The sequence below is a fragment of the Nocardioides humi genome (assembly GCF_006494775.1).
In the GTDB taxonomy this organism is placed as follows: Bacteria; Actinomycetota; Actinomycetes; order Propionibacteriales; family Nocardioidaceae; genus Nocardioides; species Nocardioides humi.
Window position 1 is genome coordinate 3,548,118 of sequence record NZ_CP041146.1, and the last position, 14,902, is coordinate 3,563,019.

At 71.2% G+C, this 14,902-nt stretch carries 12 protein-coding genes and 4 pseudogenes; 15 read left to right on the forward strand and 1 reads right to left on the reverse strand.

The window, feature by feature from the left end:
• Nucleotides 1–7: 7 nt before the first annotated feature.
• The 4 genes and pseudogenes from FIV44_RS17335 (at nucleotide 8) to FIV44_RS17345 (ending at nucleotide 4,160) form a co-directional block, all read left to right on the forward strand.
• Nucleotides 8–805 (forward strand): phytanoyl-CoA dioxygenase family protein, encoded by a 798-nt coding sequence (locus FIV44_RS17335; protein ID WP_141005526.1) that lies wholly within the window; start codon nucleotides 8–10, stop codon nucleotides 803–805.
• Complete coding sequence (locus FIV44_RS17340; RefSeq protein ID WP_141005527.1) at nucleotides 798–2,735, forward strand: oxidoreductase; 1,938 nt, start codon at nucleotides 798–800, stop codon at nucleotides 2,733–2,735. Before FIV44_RS17335 ends, FIV44_RS17340 begins: the two co-directional genes overlap by 8 nt.
• Nucleotides 2,704–3,018 (forward strand): annotated as a pseudogene (locus FIV44_RS34115) (MFS transporter); the annotation flags it as partial. The gene FIV44_RS17340 and the pseudogene FIV44_RS34115, both read left to right, overlap by 32 nt.
• Nucleotides 3,019–3,098: 80 nt before the next feature.
• Nucleotides 3,099–4,160, forward strand: coding sequence for an MFS transporter (locus FIV44_RS17345; protein ID WP_342778834.1), 1,062 nt, complete (start codon nucleotides 3,099–3,101; stop codon nucleotides 4,158–4,160).
• On the opposite strand, the gene FIV44_RS17350 is transcribed toward FIV44_RS17345, so the two are convergent.
• Nucleotides 4,157–4,738, reverse strand: coding sequence for a cysteine hydrolase family protein (locus tag FIV44_RS17350; protein ID WP_141005528.1), 582 nt, complete (start codon nucleotides 4,736–4,738; stop codon nucleotides 4,157–4,159). The genes FIV44_RS17345 and FIV44_RS17350 overlap by 4 nt on opposite strands.
• A gap of 146 nt (nucleotides 4,739–4,884) precedes the next feature.
• Here FIV44_RS17350 and FIV44_RS17355 point away from each other — a divergent pair, with 146 nt between their 5' ends.
• The 11 genes and pseudogenes from FIV44_RS17355 to FIV44_RS17405 all read left to right on the forward strand — a co-directional run bounded on the left by FIV44_RS17355 (nucleotide 4,885) and on the right by FIV44_RS17405 (nucleotide 14,902).
• Nucleotides 4,885–5,715, forward strand: a complete 831-nt coding sequence (locus FIV44_RS17355) for an SDR family oxidoreductase (RefSeq protein WP_141005529.1) — start codon at nucleotides 4,885–4,887, stop codon at nucleotides 5,713–5,715.
• A gap of 47 nt (nucleotides 5,716–5,762) precedes the next feature.
• The gene (locus FIV44_RS17360; protein WP_141005530.1) at nucleotides 5,763–7,079 is read left to right on the forward strand and encodes an amidohydrolase family protein; all 1,317 of its coding nucleotides are present in this window, start codon (nucleotides 5,763–5,765) and stop codon (nucleotides 7,077–7,079) included.
• A gap of 81 nt (nucleotides 7,080–7,160) precedes the next feature.
• Nucleotides 7,161–7,636, forward strand: a pseudogene (locus tag FIV44_RS34120) (AMP-binding protein); the annotation flags it as partial.
• A 106-nt stretch (nucleotides 7,637–7,742) separates the two neighbouring features.
• Nucleotides 7,743–8,216 (forward strand): annotated as a pseudogene (locus FIV44_RS33270) (AMP-binding protein); the annotation flags it as partial.
• A gap of 156 nt (nucleotides 8,217–8,372) precedes the next feature.
• Entirely contained in the window at nucleotides 8,373–8,771 is a 399-nt protein-coding gene (locus FIV44_RS32350) for an AMP-binding enzyme (RefSeq protein WP_281285874.1), read from the forward strand.
• Nucleotides 8,772–8,853: 82 nt separating this feature from the next.
• Nucleotides 8,854–10,017 carry an acyl-CoA dehydrogenase family protein gene (locus FIV44_RS17380; RefSeq protein ID WP_181410651.1) on the forward strand — a complete coding sequence of 388 codons (1,164 nt, stop codon included), beginning with the start codon at nucleotides 8,854–8,856 and terminating at the stop codon, nucleotides 10,015–10,017.
• The gene (locus tag FIV44_RS17385) at nucleotides 10,014–10,778 is read left to right on the forward strand and encodes an SDR family NAD(P)-dependent oxidoreductase (RefSeq protein ID WP_181410652.1); all 765 of its coding nucleotides are present in this window, start codon (nucleotides 10,014–10,016) and stop codon (nucleotides 10,776–10,778) included. Before FIV44_RS17380 ends, FIV44_RS17385 begins: the two co-directional genes overlap by 4 nt.
• A gap of 68 nt (nucleotides 10,779–10,846) precedes the next feature.
• Nucleotides 10,847–11,476, forward strand: a pseudogene (locus FIV44_RS34125) (SDR family NAD(P)-dependent oxidoreductase); the annotation flags it as partial.
• Nucleotides 11,477–11,681: 205 nt separating this feature from the next.
• Nucleotides 11,682–12,512 (forward strand): CoA transferase subunit A, encoded by an 831-nt coding sequence (locus FIV44_RS17395; protein WP_141005537.1) that lies wholly within the window; start codon nucleotides 11,682–11,684, stop codon nucleotides 12,510–12,512.
• 9 nt (nucleotides 12,513–12,521) lie between these two features.
• Nucleotides 12,522–13,322, forward strand: a complete 801-nt coding sequence (locus FIV44_RS17400; protein WP_141005538.1) for a CoA-transferase — start codon at nucleotides 12,522–12,524, stop codon at nucleotides 13,320–13,322.
• Nucleotides 13,319–14,902: an AMP-binding protein gene (locus FIV44_RS17405; RefSeq protein WP_141005539.1), complete on the forward strand. Its 1,584-nt coding sequence runs from the start codon at nucleotides 13,319–13,321 to the stop codon at nucleotides 14,900–14,902. The genes FIV44_RS17400 and FIV44_RS17405 overlap by 4 nt, the downstream gene beginning before the upstream one ends.

Sequence of the window (14,902 nt, forward strand, 5' to 3'; positions counted from 1 at the left end):
GGACACCGTGGCCGTCGAGATGAGCGAGGAGTGGGGGCTCGATGAGGACTACCCGCTGTCCGGAGCCCAGGTCGAGGCGCTGCAGGAGGTCGGCTGGGTGCTGCTGCCCGGGCTGCTCGACACCACGACCTGTGGCGTGCTCCTCGACGAGCTGCGCGGCCAGGAGCACACCGACTCGATCTTCAAGCACGCCGAGCAGACAGCGGTCCGCAAGCGCGAGAGCCTGGGCTGGAAGAGCTCGCTGTTCCGGCGGCTCGCCACGTCGCGTCGGGTGGCTGGCGTGGCGGCCCGGCTGATGCGGCTGCCCGAGGTCGTGTTCACCCAGGACATGACCTTCGCCAAGGGACCGGGCGGCGAGCCGACCCAGTACCACCAGGACTTCCCATTCTCTCCGTACGACCGGTCCGGCGCGATCAACCTGTGGGTCGCCCTGGTCGACGTGACCGAGGCCATGGGGCCACTGTCCTACCTGGAGGGATCCCATCGACTGGGATCGCTCGGGAGGTTCGCCGACGAGGACGTGACGGACACCTACCCGGAGCTCCTCGAGCTACCGGTCGGCGGCGGTCGTGCCGTGCGTGCCGGCGACGCGCTCGTGCACCTCGACCTCACCGTTCACGGCGCCGCCGCGAACACCTCGGACCGGGTGCGCGAGGCCTACGCCTGCCGGTACGCCCGTCCCGACACCATCTACACCGGCACCCGCAACCACCACTTCGACTCCCTCGGGATCACGCCGTACGACCCGCTCGGCGCAAGCCCACACTTCCCCCACGTCGGACGGGAGGGACTGATCAGTGGCTGACCTGCTGCTCCTGCAACCCTTCGAGATCGGAGGGGTCAGCCTGCGCAACCGCGTGGTGATGCCTCCGATGGGGAGCCGGCACACCCCCGGTGGCCTGGTCTCGGCCACCGACCTGGAGTGGCACGCCGAGCGCGCCCACGGCGGGGTGGGGCTGGTCATCACCGGCGGCACCTCGGTCCACCCGACCTCGGTCTTCCGGGGTAACCGGGGCCTGGACGGGTGGCGGGCCGAGGGCGTCCCGGGGCTGAGCGAGCGGGTCGACGCCGTCCACGCAGGTGGCGCGAAGATCTTCGGGCAACTGCTCCATCTCGGTCGCGAGACCATCGAGGGGCAGCCCGAGCTCGCCCAGGTCGCGCCGAGTGCCGTGCGCTCACCCCGGGACCCGTTCGTCCCGCACGAGATGTCACGCGGCGAGGTGCGTGAGATCGTCGACGCGTTCGCGGTGAGCGCCGCCCACCACCTGCGTGCCGGGTACGACGGCCTGGAGGTGCACGCCGCCCACGGGTATCTCGTCGCACAGTTCCTCAGCCCGGACACCAACCGCCGCACCGACGAGTACGGCGGGGACACCCCGGTCGAGCGGACGGCGTTCCTGCGCGAGATCCTCGAGCGGGTTCGCGCCGAGGCCGGGTCCGGCGTGCCGGTCGGCGTACGGCTCAGCGCACACGAGGAGTCGGCCGACGGCATCCAGCTCGGGGATACGCTGGCCATGGTCCGTGCGCTGACCGCCGCAGGGCTGGTCGACTATGTGTCGATCACCCGCGGGGTGCGCAACGGCTACATCAAGGACAACACCTGGCCCTACGCCGTGGCGGCGGACGAGGCCCGCGCCATCAAGCAGGTCTGCGACGTCCCGGTGCTGGTGTCGGGCCGGATCGTGCTCCCCGAGCATGCCGAGTCGGTGCTGTCCAGCGGCGCCGCTGACCTGGTGGGGGTCGGGCGGGGGCTCATCGCCGACCCCGACTGGGTGGCCAAGGCCAGCGGGCGCAAGCACGGTGCGATCCGGCCATGCATCGGCTTCGTGCAGGACTGCCGGATCGCGCAGGGCGGCGCGGCGTGCGCGGTCAACGCCGGAGCCGGCCGTGAGGCCGAATTCGGCACTCGCGTGGTGTGGCCCCCGGTGACGGCGCGCGTGGTGGTCGTCGGTGGCGGTCCCGGCGGGCTCGAGGCCGCCCGCCTGGCGGCCGAGCGCGGCTGCCGCGTCACCCTCTTCGAGGGCGACCGCGAGCTCGGCGGCCAGCTCCGGCGGGCTGCGCGCGGCCCCGGCCGCGGGCAACTGCTGGGCTTCGTCGACTTCCTCGGCGCCGAACTCGACCGGCTGGGGGTCGAGGTGGTCACCGGGAGGACCGCCACCGCCGACGACGTCGCCGCGCTGGCGCCCGACCAGGTGGTCGTCGCCACCGGTGCGGTCCACGCACCGGTGACGCTGCCGGGGGCGGACCGGGGCTCCGTGCTCTCGGTCTGGGAGCTCCTGGACGGCACGCCGCGCCCGTTCGCCGGACACGTGGTCGTGGCGGACGATGGCACCGGCTTCTGGCCCGCGGTGAGCGCCGCGGAGCTGCTGCTCGCCCAGGGAGCCCAGGTCACGTTCGTGACGCCGGCGCCGGCGGTCGCCGGCGCCGTGCCGCGGGAGAGCCTCGGGCTCCTCCACCGCCGGCTCCGCAGGGGCGGTACGACGTACCGGCCGTTCACCGTCGTGGACCGTGTCGGAGTCGGCACGGTCGACCTGCGCGACGTGGTCACCGGACAGGTCGAACGAGCGTCGGCCGACCACGTCGTGGCGCTGACCACGCCCGTCGCTCAGGACGGTCTCGTGGCCGAGCTCGCCGCGCTCGGTGTCCCGGCCGCCGCGATCGGGGACGCGATCGCGCCCCGGCGGATCACTGCGGCCGTGCTGGATGCGAACCGTCTCGTCGGTCAGCTGGCCTGACGAGGTGACCGGAAGCCGCAACCACCGCATCACCTTCGCCGTCCTAGCTCTCGGCGTCGCGTCGTACTCGTTCCTCCAGTCGCTCACCGTGCCCACCATCGTGCTGATCCAGCACGAGCTGGACACCTCGCAGTCGGGGGCGAGCTGGATCCTCACCGCCTTCCTCCTCTCGGCGTCGGTGTCGACGCCGATCGTCGGCCGGCTCGGTGACTCCTACGGCAAGAAGCGGATGCTGGTGCTCAGCCTCGCGCTGCTCTCCGCGGGTTGCCTCCTGGCGGTCGTGGCGCCCGACATCGGCGTGATGATCGCGGCCCGGGTGGTCCAGGGGCGGGCGGGGGCAGCCTGCCGCTGGCGTACGCGATCGTGCGCGACGAGCTGCCGCCGCGGCTGGTCCCCACCGCGATCAGCCTCATCTCCTCGCTGCTCGCCGTCGGCTTCGGCGCCGGCATCGTGGTGGCCGGCCCGATCGTCGAGGTGCTCGGCTACCACTGGCTGGCCCTGCTCCCGATGCTGGTCTCGGTCGCGGCCGCGCTCGGTGCGCTGCTGCTCATCCCCGAGTCGCCGGTCCGTACCCGCGAGCACATCCCGGTGCTGCCCGCGGCGCTCCTCGCGGGTTGGCTCTCCGCGCTGCTGCTCGGGGTCTCGCGTGCGCCACACTGGGGATGGGGCTCATGGCAGGTGCTGCTGGCCCTGGCGCTCGCCGTCCTGCTGCTCGTGCTGTGGGTGGTCGTCGAGTGGCGCCAGCGCGTGCCGCTGATCGACCTGCGGCTGATGGCACGTCGCGGGGTCTGGACCGCCAACCTCGTCGGGCTGCTGATCGGCGCGGCGATGTACGGCGCGCTGGGCTTCTACCCGCAGTTCAACCAGACGCCGTCCGCGGCCGGCTACGGCTTCGGCGCGTCCGTGACCGAGGCCGGCCACATGCTGTTGCCCGCCGCGGTGATGACGTTCCTGTGCGGGGTGTTCGCGGCGCCCCTGGCCGAGCGGGTCGGCGCCCGGCTCCTGATCGGTGCCGGGTGCCTCACCTCGGCGCTGGGGATCTCCTTCGCGGCGTGCGTGCACGACGCCCGTTGGGAGATGTACGTCGCGGGTGGGATCACCGGTCTCGGCTCCGGGCTGGTCTTCGCGTGCCTGCCCAACGCCGTGGTGGCCGCCGTCGCGCCACACGAGACAGGGGTCGCGACAGGAGTGAACTCCAACATCCGCACGCTGGGGGGCGCGCTCGGGAGTGCCCTGATGACCTCACTGCTCACCAGCCACCTGCAGCCCTCGGGCTACTCCGCCGAGCTGGGCTACGAGCTCGGGTTCCTGCTGCTGGCCTGCTGCGCGGGACTCGCGGTGCTCGCCACCCTCCTGGTCCCGAGAGCGGCCCAGGCCCGACAACAGGCGTGGCGCGCAGTTGAGGACGCGCCGCTGGTGCGCTAGGAATGCCCTAGGAGAAGGCTCGGACTGTCGGCCACCACCGCGAAGGCGTCGGCCATCGCGGCCAGGCTCCGCGCGTGCGCCTGTGGCGGCGCACTGGTGCAGTCGGCGGCGACCGTCACGTCCAGGTCCCGCTGGACGGCGGAGCGCACCGTCGTCTCGACACACAGGTTCGTCACCACGCCGGCCACGACGAGCCGCCGTACGCCCAGCTCGCGCAGCCGCGCGGCCAGGTCGGTCCCGAAGAAGCCGTCGTGCCGGTTCTTCTCGACCACGGCCTCCTCCTCGCTCGGCGCGAGCTCCGCGACGATCTCTGCGGTGGGGCGCCCCCGCTCGAGCGCGCGGGCGCGTAGGGCGTCCCGCGCGGCGAGCGGTGCGTCGACCAGGCCGGGCCGGAACACGTGTCGGGTGTAGAGCACCGGCACACCCCGGTCCCGGGCCCGCTCGCGCAGCCTCACGGTCCGCTCGAGGACGGCATGGATCCCGGGCAGCTCCCCGGCCGCCTCGACCACCGCCGGCGGCGGTCGCACGAAGATCTCCTGCAGGTCGATGAGCAGCAGGGCCAGGTGTCGACGGGTCATGGAGCGATCCTAGGTTGAGACCGGCCAGCCGGTCGATGCGAGCCCTCGGCCGCGCCACCCCGGCCGTTGACAGGTGATGGCGCTCACAAGTAACGTCCCTGATCGTCCGGCTGGCCGGTCGGTCAAGGCTCTTGAAAGTGTGGCCTATGGAGCTCTGCGAAGGCAAGGTCGCCGTTGTCACCGGTGCGGCGAGCGGACTCGGTCTGGCCCTTTCGGAGGCGCTGCTCGCGCGCGGCATGACGGTCGCGCTCGCGGACCTGGACGCCGAGCGACTACGGGCCGAGGCCGGACGCCTCGGCCGGCTCTTCGATCCGGCTCGTCTCCTTGCTCTGCAGGCCGACGTGGGTGAGGCGGACTCTGTCGAGAGGCTGGCTCGCGACGTGCGCGCCAGCCTGGGGTCGGTTCACCTGCTGTGCAACAACGCCGGCGTGCTGGACTCCGCACGCACCTGGGAGCGACCGGTGGAGGCGTGGCACCGGGTACTGCGCACCAATGTCGAGGGCGTCGTCCACGGCCTCACCGCGTTCGTCCCGGCCATGATCGAGGCAGGAGTGCCGGCGTACGTCGTCAACATCTCCTCGACCACCGCCTTCGAGCCGCGCCCGGGCATGGCGCCGTACAGCGCCAGCAAGGCGGCGGTGCTCTCGATCTCGGAGACCCTCGCGATGGAGCTCGACGCCCTGGGTGCGCCCATCGGTGTCGGTGTGGTCCTGCCGGGGGGTGTGGCCACCCGGCTCGCTCGCGACCTCGACCGCTCCGGGGAGGGGTCCGACGGTCCTCGGCGCGCGGACGCCGGGCTCCGTCGGCCGGACGACGTCGCTGCCCAGGTGGTGCGTGCGGTCGAGCAGGACCGCTTCTACATCTTCACCCACCCCGAGCGCTTCCCAGGTCTACGGGCGCGGGTGGAGCAGACGCTGCTCGCCCTCGGCAGCGCCGACGAGCATTCCGGGCTGCGACCCACGCCCCCCGCTGCTTGACCTCCGGCGGGGCACTCGCCCCGCCGTACCGACGACTGGACGGACCCATGACTCCTCTGACACTGATCTCCTCCGACGGACACGCCACCGCCCTGATGCGTGACTACCGGCCCTACCTCGAGGCGGAGTTCCGCGAGGACTTCGACGCCTTCCTCGACGAGTGGGAGGACCGCGGCTCGCGCAGCTTCGACCTCCGGGCGCTGCGGCACCGGCTCGATCCTGAGTTGGTGGACCAGTGGGAGGAGGTGATGGTCGCCACCGGCCGGCTCGAGGGCAACTGGAATCCGACGGCCCGGCTGGAGGAGATGGAGCGGGAGGGCGTGTGTGCTGAGGTGGTCTTCCCCGATTTCGGGCTGCCGTTCGAGCTGTACTCGCCGCTCATGTCGACCGTGCTCAAGCATCCGCCCGCTCCGACCCCACAGATGGAGGCGGGCTTCCGTGCCTACAACAGCTGGTTGGCCGACTTCTGCAGCGAGACTCCCGAGCGGTTCGCTGGGATGGGGCTGGCCAGCTGGCGTGAGCCCGATGAGGCAGTCGCCGAGATCAGGCGGTGTAAGAAGCTCGGGCTGACCGGCGTGGTGCTGCCGAAGTTCTCCCGCGAGGCGCCGCTCTACGACAGCCGGTTCGATGTCGTCTGGCAGACGCTGGTCGACCTCGACATGGTCGTGAATCTGCACATCGCGATCTCCTCGACCGCCGACATGCCGATGTTCGTCGGTGATCCTCCCCACCCTGGCTGCGTGTCCCGAGTGATGGCTCCCGAGCTGTTCTTCTATGCCCAGAACATTCTGACCCACCTGATCTGGGGCGGGGTGCTCGAGAAGTTCCCGCGGCTCAAGATCGTCGTCACCGAACTGGGCTCCGGCTGGATCGCCGGTGCCCTGCAGGACATGGACTACACCTACCAGGGGAGCTACGCGCGCTCCGACATCCGCTCGTTCCTCAAGCTCCGGCCGAGCGAGTACTTCGCCCGCCAGTGCTACATCGGCGCGTCGACGTTCTCGAAGGCGGAGATCGACATGCGTGAGCTCCTCGGCGTGGACAAGATCATGTTCGGTATGGACTATCCGCACCATGAGGGCACCATGATCGAAGGGACCAGGAACTACCTCCGGGCAACGTACGGCGCGGTGGGTGTGCCGGAGAGCGAGGCGCGGGCGATGCTGGGGCTCACGGCCGCCGAGGTCTTCGGCTTCGACCTGGCCAAGCTGGCGCCGGTGGTGGAGCGGATCGACCTGCGGGTCGCCGAGGTGCTGACGCCGCCCGAGACCGATCTCTACCCCCGCGGTGACGTGCACAAGCCGGCGCCGGTCTTCATCCGACCCGGCGGCGACAACCCGGGCCGTGCGCTCAGCGTCCGGTAGCGGCTCTTGTCGGGCCGTTGACCCGGGGGTAGCCTCGATCCGAATAACCAACCGGCTGGCCGGCCTATTAAGGAGTCGACAGTGAGCTCTGCCCAGTTCGAGCGTGAGCTGACCGCCCTGCCCTCGCTGCTGCGGCGCAACGCCAGTCTCGCCCCGGACCGCGTATCGGTCATCTATGAGGATGGGACGACCTGGACCGCGAAGGAGTCACTGGAGTGGGCGCACGGCGCCGCAGCGAGCCTCCGGCAGCTCGGAGTGCGCCACGGGGACCGGGTGGCACTGGCCCTGCCGAGCGGCCCGTCCTTCCTGCGAGCGTGGTGGGGGCCGCCCTGCTCGGGGCGGTCGTGGTCCCGGTGAACCTGACCTACCGAGGTGAGCTGCTCTGGCAACTGCTTGAGCCTGCCGCTCCCAAGGTCCTGGTGACCGACGCGAGTTTCGTCGACCGTCTGCTGGATCGGCCACCCGCATTGGCGGATCTACGGGTGGTCTTCGATGACGAGCTGGGCGGGCCGATCTCCGAGGACCCGGCCGCCGAGGTGGAGGTGCACCCGTGGCACTCGGCCGTCTACATGCTGACCTCGGGTACGACAGGGCCGTCCAAGCTCGTGGACACCAGCCAGTTCGGCTGCTTCCTGGGCGGAGACGTCTTCTTCTCTCCCGTGGGGTCTCGGCCCCGACGACCGCTTCCTGGTCGACCTGCCGCTCTTCCACGCGGCGGCGTTCCGGTTCGTGCACGCGAGCCTGGGCGTCGGGACCTCGATCGTGGTGCGTGGCCGACCGAGTCTCGACCGCTACTGGGAGGTTGCCCGCGACGCCGGGGTGACCGCGACCCTGCTGGTCAGCTCGATGTTCTCGCGGCTGACCGCGATGCCGGTCCGCGCCGCCGAGCGTGAGCACCGGATCCGCCTCGTCGGCGGGGTCCCGCTGCCGATGGACTCCGAGGGCTTCCGGTCGCGCTTCGGCATCGCTGAGCTGCATACCGCGTGGGGCATGACCGAGGTGCCAGCGGCCATCCACGTCCACCCCGGGATCCCCTTCCGGGCCGGCTCGATCGGGGTCGTGCGCGAGGGATTCGAGGTCCGGCTGGTCGACGAGCACGATCGTGAGGTGCCGCGCGGCACCCCGGGGCAGGCAGTGGTCCGCGCCGACGCGCCGTGGACCATCGCCACGGAGTACGTCGGCCAGCCCGTGGCCACCGCACAGGCCTGGCGCAACGGCTGGTTCCACACCGGCGACCTCCTGCGACAGGATGAGGACGGCTACTACTTCTTCGTCGACCGCGACAAGGACGTGGTGCGGCGCCGCGGCGAGAACATCTCCAGCTTCGAGGTCGAAGCGGTTCTCCTGGGCCACCCGCAGATCGCCCAGGTCGCCTGTGTGCCGGTGCGTCGGCCGGACGTCGAGGACGAGGTCAAGGTCTGGGTGGTGCCGAGGGCCGGGGAGCGGGTCGCGTTCCCCGAGCTGCTCGAGTTCTGTGTCGACCGGCTGCCCCATTTCATGGTGCCGCGCTTCTTCGAGCTCGCCGAGGAGTTGCCGCTCACCCCGACCGGAAAGGTCGAGAAGGGCACGCTGCGCGCCACCGGCAACGGGGTCCGAACGTGGGACCGCGCCGCTCATGGATATGCCGTCACCCGACGCGGTCTGGCGCGTGACGCGGGCGCTCCGGAGGCTCCCTCCGCGGCGGTGACCTAAAACAAACCGGCCAGACGGTTGACAAAAGCAAAGTGGCCTAGCATTGTGCTGTCTGACAATGAACAGTCAGAAGGATGGCCCGATGCTCACCGCCGACCCGCTCCTCACCACGGAGCAGCGCGACATCGCCGCTGCGTTGGACGAGCTGTGCGACCGGATGCTGACGGCGGACTACCTCACCCGTGCCGACCGCGAGGCTCGCTATCCGAGCGAGGTGATGGCCGCCTTGGCCGAGGCCGGCTGGGCCGGCGCCTGCGTCCCGGTCGACTGCGGCGGCTCAGGAGCCTCCCCCGCCGAGCTGGTGGTGGTGCTGGAGACCCTCGCCCGTCGCAGTCTCACAGTCGGACAGGCCTTCTTCTCGATGTGGCTCCTCGGCAGCGAGGCGATCGACCGGCTCGGTACGGCCGAGCAGCGCGCCGACTGGCTGCCGCGGATCGCGCGGAGCGGGGCGAACGTCGCCTTCGCCCTCACCGAGCCGGGCTCGGGTTCGGACGCGGCCGCTCTGATCACGCGGGCCACCCGCGACCGGGACGACTTCGTGCTCGAGGGCCAGAAGGTGTTCATCACGGGTGCGGCGATCGCCGACACGATCATCACGGCGGTGCGCACCTCGTCCGGTGAGGGCGGCAAGCAGTCCGGCATCACCACGGTCATGGTCGACCCGACCGCACCGGGCGTCGAGATCCGCAAGCTCGACAAGATGGGGATCCGCGGGCTCGACCTTTGTGAGGTCTTCCTGCAGGGAGCTCGGGTGCCCGCGAGCGCCGTACTCGGTGAGGCTGACCGTGGCTGGCAGGGGCTGACCCCCGGCCTCGCGCTCGAGCGCATGTACCTCGCCGCGTTGTGCGTTGGTGCGCTCCGGGGCCTGGTCGAGGAGTGCAGCGCGCATGCGCTGACCCGCACCTCCTTCGGTCGCCCCCTGGCGAGCCACCAGTTGGTGGCGGACAAGCTGGTCGAGATGCGTGTGGCGCTCGACACCGCGCGTGCGACCGTGAAGCAGGTCGTCGCCCTGGTCGAGGCGGACCACCCGACCGCTGTCGCGGCCGCGTCGGTCGCCAAGTTGCACGCCTCACGGGCCTACGTCTCGGCCTGCCGTGAGGCGGTACAGGTCTTCGGGGGCTACGGGTTCACCGACGAGTACCCCGTCTCTCGCCACTACCGGGACTGCAAGTACCTCGAGATCGGTGGCGGCTCTTCGGAGATCCAGAAGATCGTGATCGGCCGCTCGATGGGATTCCGGTTGTGATCGCCGCCGACCCGTGGCGGCTGGACGGCCGGGTGGCGCTCGTCACCGGCGGGGGCACAGGACTGGGCGCCGCTGCCGCAACCGCTCTGGCGGGAGCCGGCGCCCACGTGGTGGTGGTGGGTCGCCGCCCGGAGCCGCTCGAGACCGAGGTGGCGGCGATCGTCGCATCCGGTGGCTCGGCGGAGTGGCGTCAGCTCGACGTGGCCGACACGGCCGCGGTCGAGCAGGTCTTCGCCGAGGTCACCGACCTTCGGGGTCGGCTGGACGTCCTGGTCAACAACGCGGCGTTCGCGCTCGACCACGCCGTCGTCGATGTGACCGAGCACGAGTGGGACTCGGTCCTCGACGCCAACGCCCGGGGTTCGTTCATGTGCGTGCGCGAGTTCCTCAAGGCGCCGGCGCGACCGGGACGCAGCATCGTCAACCTCGCCTCCCTCGTCTCGGTGGCCGGCGTCCGGAGCCAGGCGGCGTACGTCGCGAGCAAGGGTGCGGTCGCGAGCCTGACCCGCGCGCTCGCGGTCGAGTTGGCCCGCGACGACATCCGCGTCAACGCGATCGCGCCGGGCTACTTCGGCACCGACATGCCGGCCAGTGTGCTCGCTGACGAGCGGTCCACCACCGCGCTGCTGCGGCGCATCCCGATGCGCCGGGTCGGGGCGCCGGACGAGATCGGCGGGGCGGTGCTGTTCCTGGCCTCGCCTGCGTCGAGCTACGTGACCGGCGCCATCATCCACGTCGACGGAGGGTATACAGCGCAATGAGTCGCTTCGCAGGTCGCACCGTGCTGGTCACGGGTGCTGCCGGAGACATCGGTCAGGAGCTCGCGGTGATGGTCGCGCGCGAGGGAGCCGAGGTGGCCGTCTTCGACCGGCTGCCCGAGCTCCTCGATGAGACGGTCGCCCGGTGCCGTGAGGTCAACGGCGGCCGCGGCGTGCTCGCGCTCGGCGTCGACCAGACCCGGCGTGAGGCGGTCGACGAGGGGGTCTCCGCGGTGGCCGAGCGGTTCGGCCGCATCGACGGGCTCTTCGCCAACGCGGGCTACGGGAAGTTCGCGCCGTTCCTCGAGCAACCTCAACGGGAGTGGGAGCGCCACGTCGCGGTCAACCTCACCGGCACCTTCAACATCTGCCAGGCGGTGGCCCAGAGCATGGTCGCGGCGCGCGCCGGAGGCGCGATCGTCGTCAACACCTCGTCGGGCGCGCGCCAGCACACTGACCTGCTCTCGGCCTACTGCACGACCAAGGCGGGCCTGCGGATGCTCGCGACCGGTATGGCGTCGGAGCTGGGGAGCCATCGGATCCGGGTCAACTGCGTGATGCCGGGGGTGATCGAGACGGGTATGACGGCGCCGATGCTGCAGGGCCCCGACGGCGCCGCTCATCGTGGGTTCTTGCTTTCCGACACACCGGTCGGCCGCCTGGGGGAGGCCGGCGACGTGGCCGCCCTGGTCGCATTCCTGCTCAGTGGCGACGCGGCGTTCATCACCGGCGCCAGCGTCCCCGTCGACGGCGGCCAGACGATCCTCGGCCACCCGCGCTGGTTCCGCACCGACCACCGGGACGCCCACGGCTCCGAGTGGCTCGCTGGGGCTGGCGGTGACGGCGCCGGTCCGCCGGTCGCGGGTGACCGACGCGGCCTCGGTCTCCGCCGCCGTCGCGGACGGCATGACCGTGGGCATCGGCGGTTTCATCAACTCAGGCCATCCGATGACACTGGTTCGCCAGCTGATCACCGACGGCAAGCGCGACCTGGTGGTCGTCGGTGCCGCGTCGTCCGGCCTCGAGGTGGATCTACTGATCGCCGCCGGCTGTGTGGCGAAGGTGGTCTCGCCGTACGTCGGCGCCGAGGGGTTCGCGGGGATCGGCCCGGCCTTCCGCAAGGCCGCCCAGGACGGCTCCATCGAGACCTTCGAGCTCGATGAGGCTCACTTCTACGCCGGACTCCGGGCCTCGGCGCAGCGGTTGCCGTTCAACCCGTGGCGTGCGGGGGTCGGGACCTCGATCCCGGTGGTGAACCCGGCCATCAAGGAGTTCCGCGACCCGATCAACGACGAGCTGCTGCTCGCGGTGCCTGCCATCGACATCGACGTCTGCCTGCTCCACGCGGCGACCAGCGACGAGTTCGGCAACGTGCAGCACAACGGCACGCGGTACGGCGACACGGCGATGTCGGCGGCCTCGGACAAGACGTTCGTCTCGGTGGAGCGGATCTGCTCGACCGAGCAGGTCCGCGCCAACCCGCTGGCCACCTCGATCGCCGGCGCCGACGGCGTCGTCCGCGCGCCGTTCGGTGCGCACCCCTTCTCGGCGGACGGCTTCTACGTCCCCGACGCCGACCACATCAAGACCTATCTGGTCGCTGCCGACACGTGGCTGCGCACCGACGACCGAGAGCCGCTCGAGGAGTACCTCGACCGCTACGTGCGGGGCGTCGTGCACGCGGACTACCTCGACCGGATCGGCCACCCGGCGCTGCTCGGCCTGAATGAGTTCTGAGGAGGATCCATGAACACCACGGCACTGGACGCTCCGGCCTCGCGGCTGGAGGTCATGGCCACCGTGATCGCCCACGACCTCGAGGACGGCGAGTGGGTCGAGGTCGGCGCCAACCTCCCGGTGCCGCGGGCCGGCGCGCTGCTCGCCCACCTCACGCGGGGTCCCAACATGACCGTGATGCTGGCCATGACCAAGGCCTACCTGGTCGACGAGCCGGTGATCGAGGACTTCGCCTTCATCACCGACGTCGGGGCGATGAGGTGGGCCGAGGCCTACTATCAGCACGACCAGCTGCTCAATCAACAGCGCCACCGCGCGCACGGCGTCTTCTACTGCGGTGGGATCCAGATCGACGCCTACGGCAACTCGAACCTGATCGGCATCGGTGACGACTACCGTCGGCTGAGGTTCCGCGGGCCGGGGCCGATCGGCACCTGCAACGCGACAGTCCAGAGTGGTCGGTGGCACCTGGTCACGACCTCGCACACCCCACGGGTGCTCGTCGAGCAGGTCGACTTCATCTCCGCCGTCGGCTACGGCCGGGGCGAGCCCGACCTGCGCGCGTCCCTCGGCCTGCAGAACCCGGGGCCGTCGTCGATCATCACGCCGTTGTGCGTCTTCGACTTCGGCCCGGAGGACCGGCGGGCGCGGCTCAAGTCGCTCCACCCGGGTGTCTCACTGCAGGAGGTCGTCGACAGCACGGGCTTCGCGTTCGAGCACGACGAGGCGGTAGCGACGACCCCGGCACCCAGCGCCGAGGAACTGCACACCCTGCGGACGCGGATCGACGCACACGGCGACCTGCGATGACCACGCTCGCCCCGGTCGAGGAGCGCTCGCTGCCGGCACTGCTCGACCGGCGGGCGGCGGGTGTCTCGGGGGACCGGCCGTTCTTGCGCGACCGGTCCGGCACGCTCACCTTCGCCGAGACCCGACGGACCGTGCGCGCGGTCGCCGGCGGGTTGCGTCAGGTCGGGGTGAGGCCGGGGGAGCGGGTCGCCGTACTCCTCGAGCGCCCACGCGAAGCGGTGTTGGCCTGGTTGGCGACCGGCGTGGTCGGCGCCGTCGAGGTGCCGGTCAACCCCGAGCTGTTCGGGGACCGGCTGCGCTACGTGCTGGCCCACTCCGGCTCCGTCGTGGCGGTGGTCGAAGAGCACCTCCTATCTCGGCTCGACGAGCTGGCGGAGGGGTTGAGCGAGCTGCGGGCAGTCGTGGTGGTGGGGGAGGGCGCCTCGCGTCACCTGCCCACGACGTCGTTCGACGACCTGCTGCTGGCCGAGCCGTGGGAGGGTGAGGATCCCGTCGACCCGGGCCGGCTCGCGGCGCTCCTCTACACCTCCGGGTCGACCGGCCCGCCCAAGGCTGCGATGGTCCCGCACGGCCAGCACTACATGAACGCCTTCCAGGCGGCGCGGGCCGCCGGGATCAGCTCGGCCGACACGGTGTTCCTCTGCCTGCCACTCCATCACAACATGGCCCAGGGGTACGGCGTCGCACCGGCTCTGCTCGCCGGGGCGCAGGTCCACCTGGCCGGCAGGTTCGACCGGCGGGCCTTCTGGCGCGAGATCGCCGAATCCGGCGCCACGACCTTCCCGTTCGTGGGCGCGATGCTCGCGCTGCTGGCCGGCCAGGATCTCGCGCCGCCGCCGCACCGGCTCCGCGTCGGCTACGGCATCCCCGTCTCGAAGGCGATGCACGATCAGTTCGCCGACCGGTTCGGCGTGCGCCTGGTGCACTGCTACGGATCGACCGAGGCGACCATCGTGACCTGGTCCGACGACGGCACCGACCGCGTCGCGACCCCGGGCTCGTGCGGGTGGACGGTGCCGGAGTTCGAGGTCGAGCTGCAAGACGAGTGCGGCCGTGCGGTGCCGACCGGCGCCACCGGCGAGATCTGCGTTCGTCCGCGCGAGCCCGCGAGCATGTTCCTGGGCTACCACGACGACCCGGCGCGGACTGTCGAGGTCCTCCGGGGGCTGTGGTTCCACACCGGGGACCGTGGTCGGTTCGACGACGACGGCGAGCTCTGGTTCGAGGGCCGCACGGAGGACGTGATCCGCCGGTTCGGTGAGTTCATCGCGGCCTCCGAGGTCGAGGACGTCTTCGAGGCCCACGAGGCGGTCCAGCAGGCCGTCGCGGTGGGGGTGCCGTCGGAGGTGGTCGGCGAGGAGGTGCTGGTGGCGGTGACGCTGCGGGAGCCGAGCTCGGTCTCGGCCGCAGAGCTGTGGGCCTGGGCGCGCGAGCGGATGCCGCGCTACGCCGTCCCGCGCTACGTCGACATCGTCGCCGACCTGCCGATGACGACCACCGGCAAGGTCCAGAAGCACGTCCTCCGGTCGGCCGGGCCGTCCGGCTCGACGTACGACGCACGTCAGACAGAAGGGAAGTAG